This window comes from Stenotrophomonas sp. 278, assembly GCF_003935715.1.
In the GTDB taxonomy this organism is placed as follows: Bacteria; Pseudomonadota; Gammaproteobacteria; order Xanthomonadales; family Xanthomonadaceae; genus Stenotrophomonas; species Stenotrophomonas maltophilia_AH.
Genome location: NZ_RHPP01000005.1, coordinates 14,651 through 35,844, shown reverse-complemented (window position 1 = coordinate 35,844; position 21,194 = coordinate 14,651). Strand labels below are relative to the sequence as shown.

The window sequence follows — 21,194 nt, the reverse complement described above, 5'->3', positions numbered from 1 at the left end:
GGCGATTCAGCGGCTCCGTGCATCGGCAGGAAAGTAGCTTTTGCCCAGGCGCAGGGCGACGTGGACCAGCAGAATCAGCACGGGCACTTCCACCAGCGGGCCGATAACAGCCGCGAAGGCTACCGGGGAAGCCAGCCCGAACGCCGCGATCGCCACGGCGATGGCCAGTTCGAAGTTGTTGCCTGCTGCGGTGAACGCGATCGCGGTGGTGCGGGGGTAGTCTTTGGCGATCAGCTTGCCCATGAAGAAACTGATGACGAACTGGATGATGAAGTACAACGTCAGCGGGATCGCGATGCGTACCGCGTCCATCGGAATCCTCAGCACATCGCCTCCCTTCAGGCTGAACATCGCCACGATGGTAAACAGCAGTGCGGCGAGGGTTACCGGGCTGATGGCGGGCAGGAACGTCTCTTCATACCATTGCACGCCCTTGCGCGCCTTCAACCATCGGCGGGTGAGGAAGCCCGCCAGGAACGGGATACCAAGGTAGATCAGAACAGCCTCGGCGATGGTCCAGAAACTGACATCGATGACGCTGCCCTGCAGACCGAACACCGGCGGCAACCAGGACAGGAAGAACCACGCATAGACGCTGAACAGCGCAATCTGGAAGATCGAGTTGAATGCCACCAGCCCGGCGACGTACTGGCCGTCACCGCGGGCAAGCTGATTCCAGACCAGCACCATGGCGATGCACCGTGCCAGCCCGATCAGGACCAGGCCGGTCATGTACTCGGGGTAATCGCGCAGGAACAGCACGGCCAGGCCGAACATCAGGAACGGACCGACGATCCAGTTCTGCAGCAGCGAGAGCATCAGTACCCGTTTGTCGGCGAAGACCCGCGGCAGTTCCTCGTACTTCACCTTGGCCAGCGGCGGATACATCATCAGGATCAGACCAATCGCGATCGGGATGTTGGTCGACCCTATGGAGAGGCTGTTCAACGCGCTGGGTACACCTTCGAACAACGCCCCCATGCCGACGCCGAGCGCCATGGCGGCGAAGATCCAGAGCGTGAGATACCGGTCCAGGAAGGACAGGCGGGAGGTATCAGTGGTCATGGGGATTTCCGGAAAGACGGTCAGTTGATCTGTGCGATCGGGTCGAGCCGGGCCTTGAGGGCCTCGCTGTCATCCCAGACGCTGTCTGAGATCTCCAGAAACGCCTTCAGGCGCGCCTTGATGATCTGGTGCGCGCGATCGAACGCTTCGGCTTTCTGTCCGTCCGAGCCTTCAACGCCGGCCGGATCGAACAGGCCCCAGTGCACCCGTACAAAGTCGCCGAACACTACCGGGCATGCCTCGGCCGCCGCGCTGTCGCAGACGGTGACGATCAGATCCATCGGCGCGGCATCCGCTTCGGCGAACTCGTCCCACGACTTGCTGCGAAGGCCGTCCACCGGGAAACCCTCGCGCTGCAACTGAGCAATGGCAAACGGGTTGACGCGGCCGGCCGGCTGGCTGCCGGCGCTGAAGGACTCGTAGCGGCCTTGGCCCCACTTTTTCAGGGTCGATTCGGCCAACACGCTGCGAGCGGAATTACCGGTACACAAGAACAGGACGCGACGGGTCATCTGAGCGATCTCTAAGGTGGGTTGGTCAGCAGCCAACGGGTCGTTCGCAGGCCTGTTCGTCGGCACAACAGTTCTCCGTGAGATAGGCCACCAATGCGGTCATCGCCTCGAACTCGGCCCGGTAGCAGATCGTCCGACCATGTTGCTCGGCGCTGATCAGGCCCGCAGCCAACAGTTCCTTCAGGTGGAAGGAGAGCGTGGCACCAGGCAAGCAGAGCGTCTGGGCAATGTCACCGGCCAGCTTGCCGCCGCTGCCGGCCTGTACAAGCAGGCGGAAGATCGACAGGCGGGTGGCGTGGCCCAAGGCAGCAAGAGCGTGGGTTGCAGCGTTATGTTCCATGATTCTAGAATAATAGAATCGATTCCGTAGGACAACCCCGTGCAGCAGATCCCCAACTTGGTCCCAGGTGCCTTGGACATCCCGACGGCCACCAAGCTCAACGACCCGGCCGCGCAGCCGCACCGCCCGCGCATCCTGATCCTGTACGGGTCGCTGCGACCTCAGTCGTTCAGTCGCAAGCTGGCGCTGGAGGCGCAGCGGCTGCTGGAACAGCTCGGGGCGGAAACCCGCCTGTTCGATCCACATGAGCTGCCGATGCTTGACTCGGTGCCAGCCACCCACCCAAAGGTGCAGGAGCTGCGCCAGGCCTCGCTGTGGTCGGAGGGACACGTGTGGGTCAGCCCGGAACGCCATGGCACCCTTACCGCGGTATTCAAGAACCAGATCGACTGGCTGCCACTGGAAGAGGGCAGCGTGCGCCCCACCCAAGGCCGCACGCTGGCCGTGATGCAGGTCTGCGGCGGTTCGCAGTCGTTCAACGTCGTCAACGCGCTGCGTGTGCTCGGCCGGTGGATGCGGATGGTGACGATCCCCAACCAGTCCTCGGTCGCCAAGGCCTGGCAGGAGTTCGACGACGAAGGTCGAATGAAACCCTCGGCGTACTACGATCGCGTGGTGGACGTCATGGAGGAACTGGTCAAGTTCACCCTGCTGGTACGTGGGCGCACCGACTACCTGGTGGACCGTTACAGCGAGCGCAAGGGGGCCATCGAGGCGGCGGCGCTCGCGGCCGCTGCAGCGGTGGTGGAAACTGTTTTGAACGAGGAGGAAAGTGCGTGAACGCGGTCATCTACCACAACCCCAAGTGCGGCACCTCGCGCAACACCCTGGCGATGATCCGCTTCGCCGGGATCGAGCCGGAAGTGATCGACTACCTGGCCCACCCGCCCAGCCGCGCGCGCCTGGTCGACCTCATCAGGGCCGCGGGCTTGAGCGTGCGCGACGCCCTCCGGCAGAAGGGCACTCCTTATGACGAGCTGGCACTGGGCGATGCGGCACTGAGCGACGACGCGCTGCTTGATGCCATGCTGGCGCACCCAATACTCATCAATCGTCCTTTCGTGCAAACCGATAATGGCACGCGCCTGTGCCGCCCTTCCGAACTGGTGCTGGATCCTGCCGAAGCTTCCCGGACCATTCCGGAAGGAAGATGGAGAGTTGGTGGCCGAGCACAGGGGAAGCCCGGCGACCTAGTCTGGGTGCTGGGCCGGGCTGGCCGCCTTTGAGAACAACCGGAGATCCTGCCCCATGCCGACGCTCCATCCCGCAAAAAGCGAAAGTGCGTGGCGTGTCTTCCTGGTGTTCCTACGACTGGGACTGACCTCGTTCGGCGGCCCGATCGCCCATCTGAGCTACTTCCGCCTCGAGTTTGTCGAGCGCCGCCGGTGGCTGACGGACCGTAGCTACTCGGATCTGGTGGCCTTGTGCCAGTTACTGCCAGGCCCAGCCAGCAGCCAGGTTGGGATGGCGCTGGGCTTGGCTCGCGCCGGCTGGCTTGGCCTGCTGGCCGCCTGGGCAGGTTTTACCCTGCCATCGGCCGTACTGATGATCCTGTTCGGATTTGGCGTTGCTCGATACCAAGGCATCCTCGAATCCGGTTGGCTGCATGGCCTGAAGATCGTTGCAGTTGCCGTGGTGGCGCAGGCTGTATGGGGAATGGCCCGGACCCTATGCCCGGACCGCCTGCGGGCAGGGATGGCGCTTGTCGCCGCCGTATTGACGCTAGCACTGCCCTCGGTCTTCGGCCAGATGGTGGTGATCATCTGCAGCGGCCTGCTCGGTCGCTGGGCGCTGAAAATCGAGCCTGCCCAGGGCCAGTTCGCTTGCAGCTATCCCGTCTCGCGAAGAACGGGCTCGGTAGCGCTGATGCTGTTGGTGCTGCCGCTTGTTCTGCTGCCTGTGTGGGTGGTGGCTAGTGGCTCCCCGTTGGCTGTGCTGTTGGAGGGGACGTACCGTGCTGGTGCCTTGGTCTTTGGCGGCGGCCATGTCGTACTGCCGTTGCTGCAGACCGCGGTTGTCCAAAGCGGCACGGTGACCACTGCGGATCTGCTCGCTGGGTACGGTGCGGCGCAGGCGGTGCCAGGCCCTCTCTTCACTTTCGCGGCGTACTTGGGAGCCCTGGCCAAGGGGCCGCTGGGTGGCTGGCTTGGAGGCCTTGTGCTGTTGGCAGTCATTTTCCTGCCAGCCTTTCTTGTGCTCGTGGGGGCGCTGCCGTTCTGGGAGGCCCTGCGCCACCGAAAGGCTTTGCAAGCTTCGATTGCTGGCGTCAACACCGGGGTGGTCGGGATTCTGCTGGCTGCGTTGTACAACCCGGTGTGGACGAGTGCGATCCATGACCGATGGGATGCCGCGATGGCGCTGGTTGCGTTCGGGCTACTGGCCCTCGCGCGTACACCGCCGATCTTGGTTGTGTTGCTGGCTGCCATGACGACCTGGGCCCTGCCACGGTAACGCCGCCAGGTCAATCAGGCGCGCCTCTGCAGCACAACATAACGTCTGCTTCTGGCCAGCAGCGGTCATTCACAATCCCTCGGTCAAGTCGAGTCGCAGGACGCGAACGTGACAGGCCCTAGCTAGAGATGTTATCTCGCGCGGCTATTCTCTCGACCAGTGTATTGATCGCCGCCTCCATGGCGTGGGCAGTCTTGTCGCCGCTCTGGTTGGTGATGACGAAAATGCCAAGGTCATACTTCGGCATGATGTAGATATAGCACTGCGAGCGGGGCACACCACCATGATGGGCATAGTAGGTGCCCTTCAAGTGGTCGCCGCCGACGATGTTCCAGAAATAGCCGATGCTGAACTCGGAATCGAATTCGACAAGAGTACGGCGTGATTCCGTCACGACGGGCCCACCGGCCAGCTGGAACTTGAGGAACTTCACCATTTCCGGAACGGTCGCCTTTACGTTCCCCGATGCTCCCCAAGGCAACTCCGGCATGGGCGAGGTCGGTACCGCGTTGTCACTGTGGTAGCCGACCGCAAGCCGGGGCGCCTCAGCATCGCCCAGCCTGATTCTGAGGTCCGCCATTGCCGCGGAATCGCGGAAGAATTCGCGTAACAGCGACTCATAGTCGCTCTTGTAAACCGTCTCCAGAATATGCGCCGCCAGTTGGGTTCCAGCACTGGAGTAGGCGTAATCCTTTCCGGGCACCTGGTGAATCTCGACGGCATGCAGGTCCCTGAAGAAATCCGCCTTGCCATAGCCGGCGTAAATGGCATTGAGTTCACGAGGCGTACGCTGATCGGTGAAGTCCGCGAGCACCGTGTTCGCGCGTTCCGGCAACATGTTCGGAAGACCGCTCGTATGCGACAGCAGGTGACGGATGCGGATGGGGTCGCCCTTGTACTGCAGGTTCGGATAATTGCCGTGCAGATACTTCCGGACATCGTCGTCCAGCCCCAGCCTGCGCTCCAGGACGGCATTGGCCATCAGGGTCCCTGCCATGGTCTTGCTCAACGAACCGATTTCGTAGAGGGTCGCGTCGGTCGGAGGGCTCAGCCTGCCGGCTTCCATGTTGCCGCGATGACGGATGAATTCCTGGCCCCGATATACGACTGCGATCGAGGTTGAGTGGAGCAACGGCTGCTGTATCAGTGTTGCGGCCACCTCATCGAGGTCCGCCCCGAGATCCTTTGCCGGCACATGCTCGCCCTTGCAGCCGGCAGCCAAGAACACGACGGACAATACGAAGTAGTTGAGCCACCGCCCGTTTCGAACAATCCTCGAAATCGCTTGCATGCGTCTGTGCTTGAAGGGTTTTGGCAAGAACTCTCAAGATAGCCGAACACCGAGGGCCGCACACCTGTCCCTGTTCTCGCGGCGGCCGCCCCTGGCGCCAGCCAGAAGGTGTGCGTGTGGACGTCCGCTTCGTGCCGAAAGCACACGTCGTCCCGGAGCTTCGTCGGCATCAATGGGTGGAGTCGTTCGCCCGCGACTGGTAGAACTCGCCGATGCGTCGAACAAACCGCTGCGGGTTCGCACCGGCAAGATTGGTCAGCACGATCACGGCCAAGTCTTCGTCCGGGTAGACGACGAATGCCGCGCGGGCACCGCCAATGCCTGCGACCTGGCGCGGGCGATCAGCCTTCAAAACCGGCCAGCCTAAGGCCCAATCGCTTTTCGCCCCGCTGTTCAGTGGCTCTTGCTGCCACATGCGCTGGACATGTGCATCATCAATCAACTGGTCCTGCGACAGCGCAATGATCCAGCGCGGCAGCTCTTCGGCCGTCGTCTGGATTCCGCCACCCGCCCACAGGCTGTAGGGCATTTCATAAATCCAATGCGACAGGCGCTCACCATCGTCCGGTGCCAGCGAGCCCCGCGGCGACCAGCTGTAGATCGTGGCGGCTCCGGCAACCAGGTCATAGCTGTCACCGAACGTGGTAGAGGGCATGCCCGCCACATCGAACTGTCGCTGCGTCACGAATCGCTCGTATGGTTGCCCGCTCAACTTGACGATGATCCGCGACAGCAGGCCGTAGTTGGTCTGGTTGTACGAGAACTGTTCGCCTGGCGATACCTCCAGAGGCCGAGCCTCGACCGCGCTCCATGCCTCCGGCTCCGTCGCACCGCCAAAGGCCCCCTGCGAGTCGATGATCTCCGGAAGGCCTGATGTATGCCCCAGCAGCTGCCGGATCCGCACCCCACGCCAGGTCGCGGGCACATCGTCCAAATAGCGTGACAAGGGGGCGTCCAGATCCACCCGTCCGTCCTGGACCAGTTGCATCATGGCTACGCCGGTGAACGACTTGGTGGCCGAGTTGATCGGGAACAGCGTCTTGCCAGTAACAGGCACCCGGTTCTCGACATTGGCGAACCCGTAGTTCTCCAGCAGCACTACTTTCCCGTTTTGCACCACTGCCAGCTGGAGGCCCGGAATCCGCTGCTTCTGCATGGCCTGCTGGATGAAGGCCCTGGCCTTGCTGTTGGCTTCCTTAAGAGAACCGGCCGCAAGCGCCTGGGCTGGAAGCCATGCCGACAGGGCAACGGTCAGCAAGGCGGTGCGCAAGAGTGCAGGCAGCATGGATTTCCCTGGGCCAGGTCGTCTGGAAAATGGATTGGCGAGTGCCGACGGAACCGATGCCGGCCGGCAACCTTAGGCCCAGGCACCCGGGCACGACAGTGCAAAGAGTCATGCTCACAATGGAGTTGGCTGAATGGTCCGGGGGAAGTTAGGTGAGCCCGCGCATCGGCGGCCCGCTCGGCATGGGGCTGATCGGGCTGCCTGACGCCCGGAGCGGTTGCACGCCACACGCAGGGCCCGGGCAGCGTCGAATCCCCGCTAGGAATCGGATCCTGCCAGATCGGACGGCAGCTGTCGGCCAGAAGTGGATACTGCAATCATTGCTGCCTGAGCCCACTCTCCAAAGGCAAGGGGAGCGCCTGCTGTTCGCCCGCTGTCACATCAACTGCGACTAGCTGAAATCTTTGATCGCCTACCTGGCAGGGCATTCCGCGCACCAGCATCCTGTTCGATCTGATGACTAATGATTCTCAGGACTTGCTGCGGTACCGGTGTGCGGCTACCTCGCTATCACTACTTGATCAGGAAGTCATTCAGTGATTTTCCGCTTGCTACCAGCTCGGCTATCCATCGCGGTTGCCGCCCTCGACCGGACCACGTCTGGCCGCGCACTGCAGGATTGCGGTACTTGGGAGCGATCTTGGGCACTGTCGATTTGGCAGGCCTCCGATCACCTCGCTTCTTGGCGGTTTCGGAGGGCACGATCACTGAAGCGCCGTAGAGTTCCTCTATCGTGTATCCATGATCCTTGACGTACTTGTTGATCTTGGCGCGCATCGCTGTGGCCTTAGGGCGTGACAGCACTTTGGACTGCTGCTTCTCCGCCTGAGCAATCAGTGAGCGAAGTTCCTTGGCAGAAAGGCCGCTGATATCAATAGTCATGAATTCTTCCCCGATGTCGAGGCCCTAGCCTATTCTCAAATGACATTGCGTGTCACTCCATGTCCACTATGAGTCGCTCAATCTCAGGATCGACTACTAAGAAGTTTATCGTGTTAGCTACTCTCTCACTGCACATGATTTTCACGTGGCATATGGACCTGAGGACTAAAGATGCGCCGTGAGTGATTGCTGTGGTCCCGCCAAGAATTCTTTGAGATCGCCAGTTTGAGGCATTGGATGAATCGACGTTAGACTCAAGCGCTTTCCGTAGCAGATCAGGGAGGCAAGGCGCATAACCGTGAGATCAATTCCCTTCATTGTCGCTGCCGCGTTGGCGGGAACTTCGCTGGCTGCAGATGCTTCTGAGGATAACCTCCATAGAGATCCTTACTTTGATCCAGGAGGCGCCGTCAGGTTCAACTATGGCTGGCTCGACTACGGGCCGACCAGCCGCCTGCAGCTTGAACTGCTGCGTGCAGACCTTGACGCTGGAACCGGACCGTTTTCCTTCTCTGCCCAATACCGCTGGTACGATGGCTTCGACGCCGTGCATCACGCCTACGCGGGCTGGCAGTTCTCCGATGCTACCCAGCTCAAGGCAGGTATCCAGCAAGTCCCGTTCGGGCTGCTCCCTACCGTTTCGCAGAGCTTCTGGTTCGGCTCCGGCTACTACTTGGGCATTGAGGATGATTACGATCCGGGCCTTGTAGTGATTCACCGCACCGGCAGCACGACCTGGCATCTCGGCTGGTTCTCCGGAGACGAATACGGGTCCGGGGCTCGCTATGATCGCTACTCCTTTGATGTCGCGCAGACCGAGGCGTTGCCGTATCGTGAGCGGCAACGACTGCATGCACGCGTGGAGCGCGCGCGCGCCTGGGGCGGCGGCGAGCTGTTGCTGGGCGCATCAGCGTTTGCTGGCAAGGTGCAGAACACTCAGACACGGCGTCACTACGGTCATCAGGGCGCGGCCCTCCACGCACAGTGGCAGCGCGATGGTTGGACCGCGCAGTTGCAGTGGGCGCGGTACCGGTATGCCGTGCCCGGAGATCGCATCGCAATGTCGGCGTTCCAATCCCCCTTCCAGGTTGCAGCGCAGGCCGATGTGCCAAGCGCCAACATCGCCTATTCGTTCGGCCAGAAGGGCTGGCTGGATGACATCACCTGCTATAACAACCTCAGCATGACCCGCCCGGTCGGGCACCGCGCGGGCCTTCGTGATTCGTGGCAGAACGTGACCGGTTGCAGCCTGCAGAAAGGCATCATGCTCACCTATGTCGACTGGATCGCTGGCCGCAACATGTGGTTTGCCGGTGGTGATGGTATCGGCATCGACGAGGGAGGTCCTTCCCGCTGGCATTCACGGCTGAACTTCAACATCGGCTTCTACTTCTGATCGGCCTCGCGCAAGCCAGAGGCTTCTTCACCCAACAACACGGAGGTATCCATGCAGAGCACGGCTCCGCAACATCCCTCCGTTCGCCAGCGGATCCTTCCGCAGGTGTTCATTCCCACGGCAGCCATCGTCATCGCGCTGCTGGCGCTTGCTGCCATCGCGCCCGATATAGCCACGCGGTGGTTCACCGCGGCCAAGTCATGGGCTGCCAATGATGCAGGCTGGTTCACCATCCTTGCGGTGGCCGGCTTCCTGGTCTTCGTCGTCGGCGTCGCCATCAGCAGTTACGGCCGCATCAAACTCGGCCCTGACCACAGTACGCCGGACTACAGCTACGGCTCCTGGTTCGCCATGTTGTTCGCTGCCGGCATGGGCATCGGTCTGATGTTCTTCGGCGTTGCCGAGCCCATCATGCACTACGCCACGCCGCCGGTCGGCTCGCCCGAGTCGGCCGCAGCTGCCCGCCAGGCCATGCGCATCACCTTCTTCCACTGGGGCATCCACGCATGGGCGATCTACGCAGTGGTAGCGCTGTCGCTGGCGTACTTTGCCTACCGGCACAATCTCCCGCTGCGTGTCCGATCCGCACTGTATCCGCTCATCGGCGATCGTATCCACGGCCCGTTGGGGCATGCTGTAGACACGTTCGCCGCGCTGGGTACCATCTTCGGCCTGGCCACCTCGCTGGGGCTGGGCGTCATGCAGATCAACGCCGGCCTGAACTACCTGTTCGGCCTGGAGGTCAGTACGCTCGTCCAGGTTGGCTTGATCACCGTCATCACACTGGTGGCGACCGGCTCGGTCGTGGCTGGCCTGGACAGCGGCGTACGCAGGCTGTCCGAGCTCAACATGATCCTGGCGGCAGCGTTGCTGGCCTTCGTGCTGGTCTGTGGACCCACCGTGCACCTGATGCAGGCACTGGTGCAGAACACCGGCATGTACGTTTCCCAGCTGTTCTCGATGACCTTCAACCTTTATGCCTACGAACCCACGGGTTGGCTGGGTGGCTGGACGCTGTTCTACTGGGGCTGGTGATTGCCTGGTCGCCCTTCGTTGGCATGTTCATCGCGCGCATCTCACGTGGACGCACCGTCCGTGAGTTCGTGGTGGGGGTGTTGCTTGTGCCGCTTGGCTTCACATTCCTCTGGATGACCATCTACGGCAACACCGCGTTGCACATGGTGCGGGCGGAGGGCATCCAGCAGTTGGTGCAGGCGGTCTCAACCGACAGCTCGATGGCGCTCTTCGAGTTTCTGGAGCACCTGCCGCTGACCATGCTGACCTCTTCGCTGGCGGTCATCCTGGTTGCGCTGTTCTTCGTAACCTCAGCGGACTCCGGTGCGCTGGTAATCGACATGCTTACCTCGAAGGGTGAGCAGGAATCGCCGGTCTGGCAGCGGATCTTCTGGGCGCTGCTGGTCGGCGGCCTTGCGATTGCCCTGCTGGTGGCCGGCGGCTTGGAATCATTGCAGGCGGCCACCATTGCCAGTGCGTTGCCATTTACGATCGTCATGATCCTGATGTGCTGGGGACTGCTGAAGGCCATGCATCTGGATGCAACCAAGCGCTCGATCCTGCGCGAGGCACGTATCTTGCCGGGTACCAGCGAGGATTGGCGGGCGCGCCTGCGCCTGCTGGCGCACAATCCGTTGAAGATCGAGGTGACAGGCTTCATCGAGCAGCGTGTCATCCCAGCATTGGAAGAGGTTGCGGCTGAGCTGCGCAAGCAGGATCTGCCGGTCCAGGTCTCCAAGGGGGAGGATGGTCGTGCGTGGCTGCAGGTTGGCCATGGCGAGGAGATGGACTTCTTCTACTCGGTACGGCCCCAGCCCTATGAGCCGCCGACGTTCGCCCTGCAGGATCCCCGTCGGCCGGTCAGCGAGGGTACCCGTCATTACCGTGCGGAGGTCTATCTGCGGGAGGGCGGGCAGGACTACGACGTCATGGGATGGACCAAGGTTCAACTCATCCACGATGTGCTCGATCAATACGAGCGCCACCGTCAGTTCCTGGACAAGGTGCGCTCGTAGAATCTGCACACAGATGCCGCCCGGAGTAGCGGCATCTGCCTTGGGTCGGGCATGACCCTGCGTTGACGTGGCCTCGGCGCCCGGCCGTGCTATTGATGGTCGAACTTCCCAGGAAGTAGCCCATGCTCACCAGATTGAGGCTTGCAGCCAGCAAAGTTACAAAGCGGATGTGGTTCCGTTCGACCCTGTATGGCGCCCTAGGCATCATCACGGCGTTGGCGGGCGCGTTCCTGAAGTTCCTCATTCCCGTCGGCCTTGCCGCGCGGATCGGCGCAGATTCCGTCGGCAACATTCTTGGCATTCTTGCCGCGTCGATGCTGACGGTCACCACCTTCTCGCTGTCCACCATGGTCTCGGCCTACGGGTCCGCGTCCAGCAGCGCCACCCCGCGCGCGGCCCGCCTGCTGATCGAAGACACCCGGGCCCAAGGTGCGCTGGCCACCTTCATTGGTGCCTTCCTGTTCTCGATCGTGGGCCTCATCGCGCTCAGCACCGGCATCTACGGAGATAGCGGCCGGCTTGTACTGTTCGGGGCAACTATCGCGGTCATCATCGTCATCACAGTGACGTTGCTCCGGGCTATCGAGCAGTTCTCACGCTTTGGCCGCGTCGGCGAAACCATCGATCTGGTGGAGCGGGCGACCCAAGTGGCAATGAAGCGCCGCGCCGAGGAGCCTTCGCTCGGCGGAGCCAGTGCGGTTCGGGTAGGAGAGGGGGCGGTGCAGCTGGTCGGCGATCAGGTGGCCTACGTTGAACACGTGGATGTCGGGCGGATCAACGCCATTGCGCAGGAACATGATCTACGCGTTCATCTGCTCTGCCAGCCGGGTACGTTCGCAACCCCAACCCGTCCGTTGATAGCCATCGAGGGAAATCTACTTCCTGAAGTACAGAGTAAAGTGATCTCAGCCATTTCCTTTAGCGACGCGCGCTCCATCGAAAATGACCCACGGTTCGGGCTGGTCGTGCTTGCGGAAATTGCCCAGCGAGCCATGTCACCTGCGGTGAACGACCCTGGGACCTGCATCGACGTCATCGGGACATGTGTCAGGCTGCTCTGTGCATGGTCCAGCCACGGAGGGGACGCTGCGACAGGCGAGGTGCTGTATCCGCGCGTGCACGTGCAGTGTCTCGACGTACGCGACATGTTTGAGGACGCGTTCACTCCGATTGCCAGGGATGCCGCCGCGTCCCTGGAGGTCAGTATCCGGCTGCAGAAGGCCTTCGCAGCGTTGGCAGGGTCCTCGAATGAAGCGACAAGAGTCGCATCACAGGCGCATGCCCGCATCGCGTTGGAGCGCGGCCTATTGGCCATGGATTTCGAAGCTGATCGCGAGGCGCTTCGAGCCGTCGCATCTTATTTGACTCTGGAGGATGTGGACCACCGTTCGTAGTATCTTCCTATCAAAGCCTTTGAAGCGCTGCGCTGGCTATCAGTGCTCGGCTGTGGTCTGGAGCACATCCGGTCAGCTCACCTTCCACAGCATGTATGCGGCAGTAATGAAGATCAGTACTGCAAATACCGTGTTCAGAGCTCCACGATAGTTGGCCAGCTTCGTCGAAGTTGCTGCACCTGCAATACCGCCAGCCACGCCGGCAACGACGAAAACTGCCGCGAGCTTCCAGTTGACCAGACCTATACGCGCGTAGTTCAGTGCGGTGGTCATGCCAAATGCGGCGACGGCGACGAGCGAGCTTCCGACTGCGGCGATCATCGGCATGCCCGTCGCGGCCACCAGTGCGGGCACGATGAGAAAGCCTCCGCCAATGCCAAAGAAGCCAGAAAGCCCGCCGGCGGTGGCGCCCAGCCCAATCAGCGCGGGCGCGTTGCCTCTGCCGAGCCGAGCGTCCGTGAGTCCAGGCGTGTTGCGCCTGCGAAGCATGGCGATGCCGACAACGATCATAGCCACAGCAAACAGCGCCAACAGGCTCCTGCCGTCGAACGCCTTGCCCAAGCTGGAACCCAGGTATGCGCCCGCGATCCCCGCCAGAGCGAAGACCGAGGCACAAGGCCATCGAACGTTCCCTCTACGGGCATGTATCACCAGATTCGACACCGCATTGACCGCTACTGCCAGGGCGCTGGTGCCGATAGCCACATGCGGATCTCCCACTCCGACCACGTAGAGCATCAGTGGTACCGCCAGGATGGATCCGCCCCCACCGACCACGCCCAGGACGAAGCCGACCAGGACGCCAGACAGGCCGCCCAGAACCAACTGCAGCAGAGATAGCGCTTCCATATGTCAGTCGCCGGACGCCGGGCCTTGCTGCAGCCGTGTTGCGATGGAAGAAAGGTCATAGCCTGCATCCGAAGCAACAGACAGGACGTGGTCAAACGCCGCTCCATTGTGAACGACTTCCGACAGCGCCCAAAGCATCGCAGCACGGGTGCCGGTTCTGCAGTACGCGGCAACAGGGCTTGGCAGCGCTTCGATCAACCTGGCAAAGGTATGCACCTGATCATCGGTAATGACGCCAGGCAGCGCAGGAAGATAGGCAAACTGCATGCCCGCCTGGTGGCAGGCGGCCTGCAGCGCATGGTGACTGGGCTGCTCCGGCTGTTCATCGTCGGGGCGGTTGCAGATCACGCTCGCAAAGCCCTGCTCCTTCAGGGCTTCAATGTCCTTTGGCAGGAGCTGGCCGGACACCTTGAGGCTGGCGGAGAGTGGCTTGAGGTTCATGGTTTTCCCGTAGTTGCAGTGGGGCGGTGAATGAGGCCATGCAGGAGCACGCCAGCGATCATTGCCGTGGCGAAGATGATCGCGAAGGGCTGGCCGGTTCCCAGCAACGCGATGGCTGGGCCGGGACATAGTCCGGCCAGACCCCAACCCAGGCCGAATATCGCCGCACCGATCACCAGGCGCCGATCGATGATGCGATGGGCGGGAATGTGCAGCGATACGGCAAGCAGCGGCGTTTTGCGGGCGCGTATCCACAGGTAGGCTGCGCCGGAAGGGATCAGTGCGCCCAGCATGACCAGCGCCAGGGAGGGGTCCCAGGCGTCGCTCACATCAAGGAAAGCAAGCACGCGGGCTGGGTTGGCCATATCGGATACGACCAGGCCCAATCCGAAGAGTGCGCCGCACAGGAACGCGGCTAGACGGATCATGCCGGGCCCCCGGTCGTAATCTGTACCAGGGTTGCCGTGGCCATGCCCACGAGCATGAACACGCAGGTCGCCACCACCGACCGCGGCGATGCCCGGCCCAGGCCGCAGACACCGTGCCCACTGGTACAGCCAGCCCCAAGGCGAGTTCCGTAACCCACCAGCAGTCCGGCGATCACCAGCACCACAGTTCCGTTTGCGGAGAGCGCCGGCAGGGGTATGGGTCGGGCCGCCAATGCCAAGCCTGACGCCAGGGCAAGTCCTGCCAGAAACAGGACTGCACCGCTGCGCCCGCCGTCACCCGTCATGCCCAGTGTCTTGGCAAGCAGTCCCGAGATGCCAGCAACGCGCCCGAGAAGGAGTAGATAGGCTCCGGCCGCTGTTCCGATCATGGCACCGCCAGCGAGCGGCCAATACCAGGCCAGGTGAGAGAGCGTCATAGCAGGTCCACCGGCAGCTTGAGATATCGCACGCCGTTTTCCTCGGGCTCGGGCAGATGGCCGGCGCACATGTTGACCTGCACTGACGGCAGGATCAGCCGTGGCATCGGAAGTGTGGCATCACGAGCCTCCCGCAGTTCCACAAACATGGCTTCGCTCACGCCCTCGTGCACATGCATGTTTGTTGCCCTTTCGGCACCGATGGTAGTTTCCCATGCGAAATGGTCCCGGCCGGTGGCTTTGTAGTCGTGGCACAGGAATACGCGGGCGGCGTCGGGCAGGAACAGCAGGCGCTGGATCGAGCGATACAACTGGCGCGCTGAGCCACCTGGGAAGTCGCATCGGGCAGTGCCGTAGTCCGGCATGAACAGCGTGTCGCCAGGAAATACGGCGTCGCCGATCACGTACGCCAGACAAGCGGGAGTATGGCCTGGCACGTGCAGCGACATCGCCTGCAGATTACCGATGCGGAAGGAGGCACCGTCGGCGAACAGGTGATCGAACTGGCTGCCATCCCGCTTGAATGCAGTACCGGCATTGAAGAGCTTGCCGAAGGTTTCCTGGACTGCGGTGATGTGTTCGCCAATAGCCAGCGCGCCTCCCACCTGCTCCTGCAGCCATGGAGCCGCGGACAGGTGGTCGGCATGCGCGTGGGTTTCCAGCAACCACTGCACCTGCAGGCGCTCGGCACGCACGTAGTCCACCAACGCCGATGCGGAGGAAGTGGACGTGCGGCCTGCGGCCATGTCGAAGTCCAGGACGCTGTCGATGATGGCGCACGCTGAAGAAGTTGGATCGCGTACGACGTGGCTGGCAGTGAACGTAGCAGGGTCAAAGAACGTCTTCACGGAAGGTGAGGGAAGCAGGCCGGCACGCGCATCGCTGACCAGGCGCACAGCCTGGTCCAAGGGGGCGTCTACCGCTACGGATGGGATCATGGCTGGCTCCAAGAGGCTTCGCGACCTGAGAATTACATAGTTACGTAATATGTGCAACTATGGAAATATGCTAGATTGGACGCGTGCCCGCATGGTCTTTGCATCACATCACCTGCCCAAGTTGCCCTTACCCGTGACCAGCCCCCCATTCAGCCCGTCAGACCTAGCCACGATGAAGGAGCGCGTGCCTGAAGTGGCCGAGTTGCTGCGCTTCATGGCCACCCCCTCGCGCCTGTTGCTGCTATGCCAGCTCGCGCAAGGTGAAATGACGGTGGGCGGACTGGAGGAAGCCACCGGCATTCGACAGCCGGCGCTCTCCCAGCAACTGGCCGAACTCCGTCAACGAAAGCTCGTAGCGACCCGACGGGAATCGCGGTCGATCATCTACCGCATGGAAGACCCGCGCGTTGCAGCACTGCTGGGCGCGATGCATGGGATTTTCTGCGTGGACGATGCATCAACTTGACGTGATCTAAAGCGTCCTGGAAGGGGCGGGCTGGACTTCCTGACCCAGGGAATTTAGGCAACTGGCGTAGTCTGCCCCAAAACCCTTTGGCCACAGCGGGCCCGAGGTCTGCTGCGGCCTAGGGGTATTCATGAGGGAGGGGGTGGCTGTCTGCTTCTGGTCGGAAACGGACCCCGCACATGGTGACTATGTGAAACGCAGTGAGTACTCCCTCTTCCCGTCAGAAGCCGACGTGTTGTCAGTCAACTTGACGACCTAAGGACGAGCTCGTCCAGAAACAGCACGCCGTTGTGTGCCAGCGATATCTCACCCGGACGTGGGTAACTGCCGCCACCCACCAGCGACACCGCGCTGGCGGTGTGATGCGGCGCGCGGAACGGGCGCTGTCGCCAACGGGCCGTATCAATGCCGTTGCCGCTGCACGAGCTGATGACCGCGGTCTGCAGCGCTTCGGCCTCGGTTGCGTCCGGCAGAATGCCGGGAAGACGCGACGCCAGCAGCGTTTTGCCGCAACCCGGGCTGCCCAGCAGCAACAGGTGATGGCCGCCGGCAGCGGCGACCTCCAATGCTCGACGAGCCAGGGGCTGCCCGCGCACGTCACTGAGGTCCGGCACCCGCGCGGCGACGGCCTCGGCTGGAACGGCGCGCGGCAGATCATGCGCCTGCAGTGAGGCGCATACCTCCAGCAAGGTGCGGCCTACCCGAACGTCTGCGTCCTGGGCCAGCCCGGCCTCCGCGCCATTGGCAGTGGCCACAATCAGGCTGCGGCCGTCCTCCGCCGCTGCCAGCGCGGCAGGCAGGACGCCATCCACACCGCGCAGCTCACCGGTCAGCGCCAGTTCGCCCAGAAACTCGTAGCGATTCAACAGCAGCGGGTCGATCTGCCCGCTGGCCCCGAGAATGCCCAGTGCAATGGCCAGATCGAAGCGGCCGCCTTCCTTGGGCAGATCGGCCGGGGCCAGATTGATCAGGATGCGCTGGTTCGGGTACTCGAACTGCGCACACAGCAACGCCGCACGCACGCGGTCACAGGACTCCCGCACCGCCGCGGCAGGCAGACCCACCAGCGTGGTGTGCGGCAGGCCGCCGCTCAGCATGACTTCAATACGTACCGCAGGCGCGTGGATGCCGATGCGGGCGCGGCTGTGCACCAGCGCAAGACTCATGCGGGGCTCCGGATTGTGGCAGGAGCCCGAAAGTCTGGAAGCGCGGCATGCCCATGCCTATCAGCACAGGCAGATAGGCCATGTCAGAGATTTCTGCTTTGCAGACGCGCTACTGCCGGGTGGAATAGGCTTGCCACAGCGCCGACAGGTCCTCACCCGTGCGCTCCTTCCACAGCGCCGGCGTATAGCGGCCACTGCGCAACGCCGAATCGAGCGCCTTCACCAGGCCCGGATGCGCGGCCTCGCTCCATTTCAGGAACGCGCCGGTGACCCGGTAGCCGCTGTCCACCTTGTGCTCCGGCTTGACCTGCGTTGGCAGCGCCCAGCCTCCGGCGGCGTTGTCAACACCGTACTGGTCGCGGGCATAGTCGGCGATGCCCTCCACCAGCCACGAAGGTGCCTGCTCGCTGGCGTAGCCGGGATACCCCTGCACGATATGCATGCCTTCGTGGGTCACCAGGTCGGTGTCGTGAGGGTGCTTTTCCAGCCAGCGCGGATTGATCGTGATGGTGGCCGACTTTTCCTTTTCGCCTACATAAGCGACGCCGTCATACGACGGGTCCATCACGATGCGCACGCTGGACGGTGCCGACGGATGGAAGTCGCGTCGTTGTTGCGGGTAGGTGGCGAAGAAAGTGGCGATGATCCGGTCCCGCACATCTGCAACTGTCGATCCGCTTGCGTCCTGGTACGTCAGTGTGACGCCGTCGCGGGTCTGTTGAATGTCGGCCGCGTAAGCGCTGGAAAAGGCGAGGGTTGCAGCAACCACGGGGACGATCAGGCAACGGCGCAGACGCATGTGCGGCACTCCAGGACGTGATGGGCAACCGCGCTGATCCTGCAACAAGGCCGTGGACCGACGCAAGTGCCATTTCGTTCGATCTAAGCGCTTGGAAATGGTTTCATTTCAAATTATTGACAACGAGTTTAGATCGATCTAGAAAATCCCCACCCCCACGCCTCATGGAACCCGCACCCCCTCTCCTGCGCCATACCCGCGCCGGGAGACCTCGTACTGGAGATCTGCAAGATGAAGCGCACGTTGCTGTCGTTGCTGGTGTCGTCCGTACTGCTCCAACCTCTGCTCGCACAGGCACAGTCATCCACGTCCGAGGAGGAGGGTGCCACCCCGGCCACACGCCAGCTGGATACTGTGAACGTCACCGGCTCGCTGATACCCCGCGCGCAGGTCGAAGGGCCTTCGCCGGTGACCACCATCACCGCTGAAGAGATCGAAGCGCAGGGCTTCACCACGGTATTCGACGCGCTGCGTTCGCTGCCCACGTCCAACGGCTCCGTGCAGGATTCCCAAGGCACGGGGAACTACACCCCGGGTGCCAAGACGGTGAGTCTGTTCGGGCTGGATCCCAGTTACACACTGACCCTGCTCAACGGTCGCCCGCTCAACAGCTATCCGCTTGCCTACAACGGCAACACCAGCATCGTGGACATCGCCAACATCCCGCTGGGCATGGTCGAACGCATCGACGTGCTCACCGGTGGGCAGTCGTCGGTGTATGGCTCGTCGGCTGTGGCAGGGGTCATCAACATCGTGCTGAAGGACAAGGTGGAGGGCACGCACTTCCGCTACCGCGCCGGTGGCTACAGCGATGGGGGTGGTTCCAGCCAGCGCTTCATCTTCAGCAGCGGCCAGTCCTTCGGAAATCTGGATATCAGCTACGGGCTGGAGTACACGAAGCAGAAGCCGATCTTCGGTTCCGACCGCAGCTACATCGACAGCGTCAACGACAGCCCGACCGGCCCGCAGGACCCTTCGCGCACCTTCCTGCGCATGCAGATGTCCCCCAATGGCTACATCGACCCCGGCCAAGCTACCTGCGCGCCGCTTTCCTACCTGTTCAGTGGCAGCACCACCTATGCGCATCGCAACGCGGCGGGTACCGGCTACTACTGCGGAAGCCCTGACAACGTGGCCACGGCCACGCTTTACAACAAGAGCGAGGACGTCAACGCGACCACGTTCCTGCGCTATCACCTGAGCGAAACCACTGAGCTGTACTCGGACATCCTGTTCAGCTTCAGCCGACCGACGTACTCTGGTGGCAGTCCGTTCTGGAACAAGACCTTCTACAACCAGACCAGCGGCAACTACGAGCAGTGGCAGCGCATCTACGCGCCCGAAGAAGTGGGAATGGACGCGAAGGACCAGCGGGTCTATACGCGCTCGTTGAACATCACGGCCGGCGCACGCGGCGGGCTGGGCGATACCGGCTTCGACTACGACGTGTACGTGAACCGGTCCAGCACTGATGTCACCCGCAAATCCACCGACTTCCTGGCCACCGCCGGTATTGATGACTACTACCTGGGACCGCAGCTGGGCAAGGTAAACGGCTACGATGCCTATGCACCCAATCTCGATCTGTTGTATCAGCCATTGACGCGCCAGCAATACGACCAGTTCAGCGGCATCAATCGTGCCGAGTCCTCGGCGTCCCGCACGGGTGTGACCGCGCTGCTGACCAACACGTCGCTGTTCGGTGTGCCCGCCGGCGATGTCGGCTTTGCAATGATCCTCCAGGGCACCCGTGAGAAGTTCTTCAACCAGTCGGCCGATCCGAACGCTGGCGTGCTGTTCCGCGGGTCGACGGCCGGTACGTCGGCGGAAGGCCAGCGCGACCTTTACGCGGTGGGTGCCGAACTGCAGGTACCGATCTTCGATACCTTCAGCGCCAATCTGTCCGGGCGCTACGACAAGTATTCGCTGCAGGGCGGCGGCAACGGGAAGGCGACCTGGAAGCTGGGCTTGGAATACCGCCCGGTGGAGTCGCTGTTGCTGCGCGGCAGCTACGCAACGGCGTTCCGCTCGCCCGATATGTTCTATCTGTATTCGCGCGAGAGCAGCGGGTACACCACCAACGTGGACACCTTCCTCTGCCGTCAGGCGGGATACACGTCGGAAACATACGACGAATGCCCGCAGTCCTCGCTGCAGGTGCTGTCCTCCAGCACCGGCAACCGCGACCTGAAAGACATCACCGCGGAGACCTTCACCTACGGCTTCGTCTGGTCCGCGCTGGACAACGCCCTGAATCTGTCGGTTGACTACAACTCGGTGAAGATCGAGAACGAGGTCTCCATCCTCGGCACCGACAGCATTCTGACCACCGAAGCCAACTGCCGGCTGGGACGCTCCGAGAACGGCGATGTGGCCTTCGACATCAACTCTCCGACCTGTCAGCAGATCCTCGCCCAGGTACAGCGCCTGCCCGGCACCGATCCGCTCAATCCAAACGGCGTCGAAAAGGTGTTCTCCTATCCGATCAACCTGGCCAAGCAGCGCCAGACCGGCATCCAGGCATCGGGCGATTACCGCTGGAGCGCCGGGCGTGCGGGCGAGTTCGGGGTGAACGCTGGTTACTATCGTCCGCTGAAGCACGAACTTCAGCAGCAGGAAGGCGACCCGGTGCTGGACATGCTGTGTTGCGCCAACTCCAACGAGCTGCACTACCGCGCTACGCTGGGCGCGAGCTGGAACATCGGTGCCTTCAGTACAAATGTGTTCGGCGTGCGCAACGCCCGCACCTGGAACTCCGCGGGCGAGGAACGCAACATCGGGCCGTGGACCACCTGGAACGCGACGGTCAACTACCGAATCAACAAGCTCGCCAGCGTGCTGCTGACCGCCAACAACCTGACCAACGAACGCCCGCCGCGCGACTACACCAACGGCAACTGGCCTTACTACGACCAGGGCGTCTACAACGCGTTCGGGCGTTCGATGTTCGTCGAGCTGTCGTTGGACTTCCAGTAGAGCAGGATCGGGGTGGCCGCGATGCAGGCCACCCCGATGCCATGGCAA

At 62.4% G+C, this 21,194-nt stretch carries 20 protein-coding genes and 2 pseudogenes; 9 read left to right on the top strand and 13 right to left on the bottom strand.

Translation table 11 applies throughout. The annotated features are described in order from the left end of the window. Positions 1-6: 6 nt before the first annotated feature. From arsB to EGJ34_RS01710, 3 genes are read right to left on the bottom strand one after another with little or no spacing between them, the layout of a single operon-like run. Entirely contained in the window at positions 7-1,065 is a 1,059-nt protein-coding gene (gene arsB / locus EGJ34_RS01720) for an ACR3 family arsenite efflux transporter (protein WP_033834878.1), read from the bottom strand. A 20-nt stretch (positions 1,066-1,085) separates the two neighbouring features. After that, a complete protein-coding gene (locus EGJ34_RS01715; RefSeq protein WP_024957947.1) occupies positions 1,086-1,577 on the bottom strand; it encodes an arsenate reductase ArsC in 492 nt (163 codons plus the stop codon). 25 nt (positions 1,578-1,602) lie between these two features. Continuing rightward, positions 1,603-1,917, bottom strand: a complete 315-nt coding sequence (locus EGJ34_RS01710) for a metalloregulator ArsR/SmtB family transcription factor (protein WP_024957946.1) — start codon at positions 1,915-1,917, stop codon at positions 1,603-1,605. Between the two features lie 39 nt (positions 1,918-1,956). Here EGJ34_RS01710 and arsH point away from each other — a divergent pair, with 39 nt between their 5' ends. The 3 genes and pseudogenes from arsH to chrA all read left to right on the top strand — a co-directional run bounded on the left by arsH (position 1,957) and on the right by chrA (position 4,368). Beyond that, positions 1,957-2,697: an arsenical resistance protein ArsH gene (arsH, locus tag EGJ34_RS01705; protein WP_125358451.1), complete on the top strand. Its 741-nt coding sequence runs from the start codon at positions 1,957-1,959 to the stop codon at positions 2,695-2,697. Further along, positions 2,694-3,111 (top strand): annotated as a pseudogene (gene arsC / locus EGJ34_RS01700) (arsenate reductase (glutaredoxin)). Before arsH ends, arsC begins: the two are co-directional and overlap by 4 nt. Positions 3,112-3,165: 54 nt before the next feature. Further along, positions 3,166-4,368: a chromate efflux transporter gene (gene chrA, locus EGJ34_RS01695; RefSeq protein WP_024957944.1), complete on the top strand. Its 1,203-nt coding sequence runs from the start codon at positions 3,166-3,168 to the stop codon at positions 4,366-4,368. A 118-nt stretch (positions 4,369-4,486) separates the two neighbouring features. On the opposite strand, the gene EGJ34_RS01690 is transcribed toward chrA, so the two are convergent. The 3 genes from EGJ34_RS01690 to EGJ34_RS01680 form a co-directional block, all read right to left on the bottom strand. Then, positions 4,487-5,659: a serine hydrolase domain-containing protein gene (locus tag EGJ34_RS01690; RefSeq protein ID WP_125358448.1), complete on the bottom strand. Its 1,173-nt coding sequence runs from the start codon at positions 5,657-5,659 to the stop codon at positions 4,487-4,489. 169 nt (positions 5,660-5,828) lie between these two features. Next, the gene (locus EGJ34_RS01685) at positions 5,829-6,944 is read right to left on the bottom strand and encodes a serine hydrolase domain-containing protein (RefSeq protein WP_125358445.1); all 1,116 of its coding nucleotides are present in this window, start codon (positions 6,942-6,944) and stop codon (positions 5,829-5,831) included. A 513-nt stretch (positions 6,945-7,457) separates the two neighbouring features. Further along, positions 7,458-7,826 carry an H-NS histone family protein gene (locus EGJ34_RS01680; RefSeq protein ID WP_049461414.1) on the bottom strand — a complete coding sequence of 123 codons (369 nt, stop codon included), beginning with the start codon at positions 7,824-7,826 and terminating at the stop codon, positions 7,458-7,460. Positions 7,827-8,124: 298 nt separating this feature from the next. Between EGJ34_RS01680 and EGJ34_RS01675 the strand changes: the two genes are divergently transcribed. From EGJ34_RS01675 to EGJ34_RS01665, 4 genes are all read left to right on the top strand, one after another. After that, the gene (locus EGJ34_RS01675) at positions 8,125-9,222 is read left to right on the top strand and encodes a hypothetical protein (protein WP_024957941.1); all 1,098 of its coding nucleotides are present in this window, start codon (positions 8,125-8,127) and stop codon (positions 9,220-9,222) included. Between the two features lie 51 nt (positions 9,223-9,273). Next, positions 9,274-10,257: a BCCT family transporter gene (locus tag EGJ34_RS22620; RefSeq protein ID WP_260476870.1), complete on the top strand. Its 984-nt coding sequence runs from the start codon at positions 9,274-9,276 to the stop codon at positions 10,255-10,257. 23 nt (positions 10,258-10,280) lie between these two features. After that, the gene (locus EGJ34_RS22615) at positions 10,281-11,252 is read left to right on the top strand and encodes a BCCT family transporter (RefSeq protein ID WP_260476869.1); all 972 of its coding nucleotides are present in this window, start codon (positions 10,281-10,283) and stop codon (positions 11,250-11,252) included. Between the two features lie 122 nt (positions 11,253-11,374). Beyond that, a complete protein-coding gene (locus EGJ34_RS01665; RefSeq protein ID WP_024957939.1) occupies positions 11,375-12,646 on the top strand; it encodes a DUF2254 domain-containing protein in 1,272 nt (423 codons plus the stop codon). A 72-nt stretch (positions 12,647-12,718) separates the two neighbouring features. Here the strand turns inward: EGJ34_RS01665 and EGJ34_RS01660 are convergent, their stop codons facing one another. The 5 genes from EGJ34_RS01660 to EGJ34_RS01640 are packed head-to-tail and all read right to left on the bottom strand — an operon-like array spanning position 12,719 to position 15,739. Beyond that, positions 12,719-13,480, bottom strand: coding sequence for a sulfite exporter TauE/SafE family protein (locus tag EGJ34_RS01660; protein WP_101766454.1), 762 nt, complete (start codon positions 13,478-13,480; stop codon positions 12,719-12,721). A gap of 18 nt (positions 13,481-13,498) precedes the next feature. Next, the gene (locus tag EGJ34_RS01655; protein ID WP_049453266.1) at positions 13,499-13,936 is read right to left on the bottom strand and encodes a TIGR01244 family sulfur transferase; all 438 of its coding nucleotides are present in this window, start codon (positions 13,934-13,936) and stop codon (positions 13,499-13,501) included. After that, complete coding sequence (locus EGJ34_RS01650) at positions 13,933-14,364, bottom strand: DUF6691 family protein (RefSeq protein WP_101766223.1); 432 nt, start codon at positions 14,362-14,364, stop codon at positions 13,933-13,935. Before EGJ34_RS01650 ends, EGJ34_RS01655 begins: the two co-directional genes overlap by 4 nt. Beyond that, positions 14,361-14,801, bottom strand: coding sequence for a membrane protein (locus tag EGJ34_RS01645; RefSeq protein WP_033834872.1), 441 nt, complete (start codon positions 14,799-14,801; stop codon positions 14,361-14,363). Before EGJ34_RS01645 ends, EGJ34_RS01650 begins: the two co-directional genes overlap by 4 nt. Continuing rightward, complete coding sequence (locus tag EGJ34_RS01640; protein WP_223224754.1) at positions 14,798-15,739, bottom strand: MBL fold metallo-hydrolase; 942 nt, start codon at positions 15,737-15,739, stop codon at positions 14,798-14,800. The genes EGJ34_RS01645 and EGJ34_RS01640 overlap by 4 nt, the downstream gene beginning before the upstream one ends. 172 nt (positions 15,740-15,911) lie before the next feature. Between EGJ34_RS01640 and EGJ34_RS01635 the strand changes: the two genes are divergently transcribed. Next, on the top strand, positions 15,912-16,205 hold the full coding sequence (locus EGJ34_RS01635) for a metalloregulator ArsR/SmtB family transcription factor (RefSeq protein WP_024957933.1): 294 nt from the start codon (positions 15,912-15,914) through the stop codon (positions 16,203-16,205). Positions 16,206-16,468: 263 nt separating this feature from the next. Here the strand turns inward: EGJ34_RS01635 and EGJ34_RS01630 are convergent. Together EGJ34_RS01630 and EGJ34_RS01625 are read right to left on the bottom strand one after the other, a co-directional pair. After that, positions 16,469-17,371: pseudogene (locus tag EGJ34_RS01630) on the bottom strand (YifB family Mg chelatase-like AAA ATPase); the annotation flags it as partial. A 109-nt stretch (positions 17,372-17,480) separates the two neighbouring features. After that, on the bottom strand, positions 17,481-18,170 hold the full coding sequence (locus tag EGJ34_RS01625; protein ID WP_125358442.1) for a basic secretory protein-like protein: 690 nt from the start codon (positions 18,168-18,170) through the stop codon (positions 17,481-17,483). Positions 18,171-18,401: 231 nt separating this feature from the next. On the opposite strand from EGJ34_RS01625, the gene EGJ34_RS01620 reads away from it, so the two are divergent. Next, positions 18,402-21,146: a TonB-dependent receptor gene (locus EGJ34_RS01620; RefSeq protein ID WP_125358440.1), complete on the top strand. Its 2,745-nt coding sequence runs from the start codon at positions 18,402-18,404 to the stop codon at positions 21,144-21,146. The last annotated feature ends 48 nt before the right edge of the window (positions 21,147-21,194 follow it).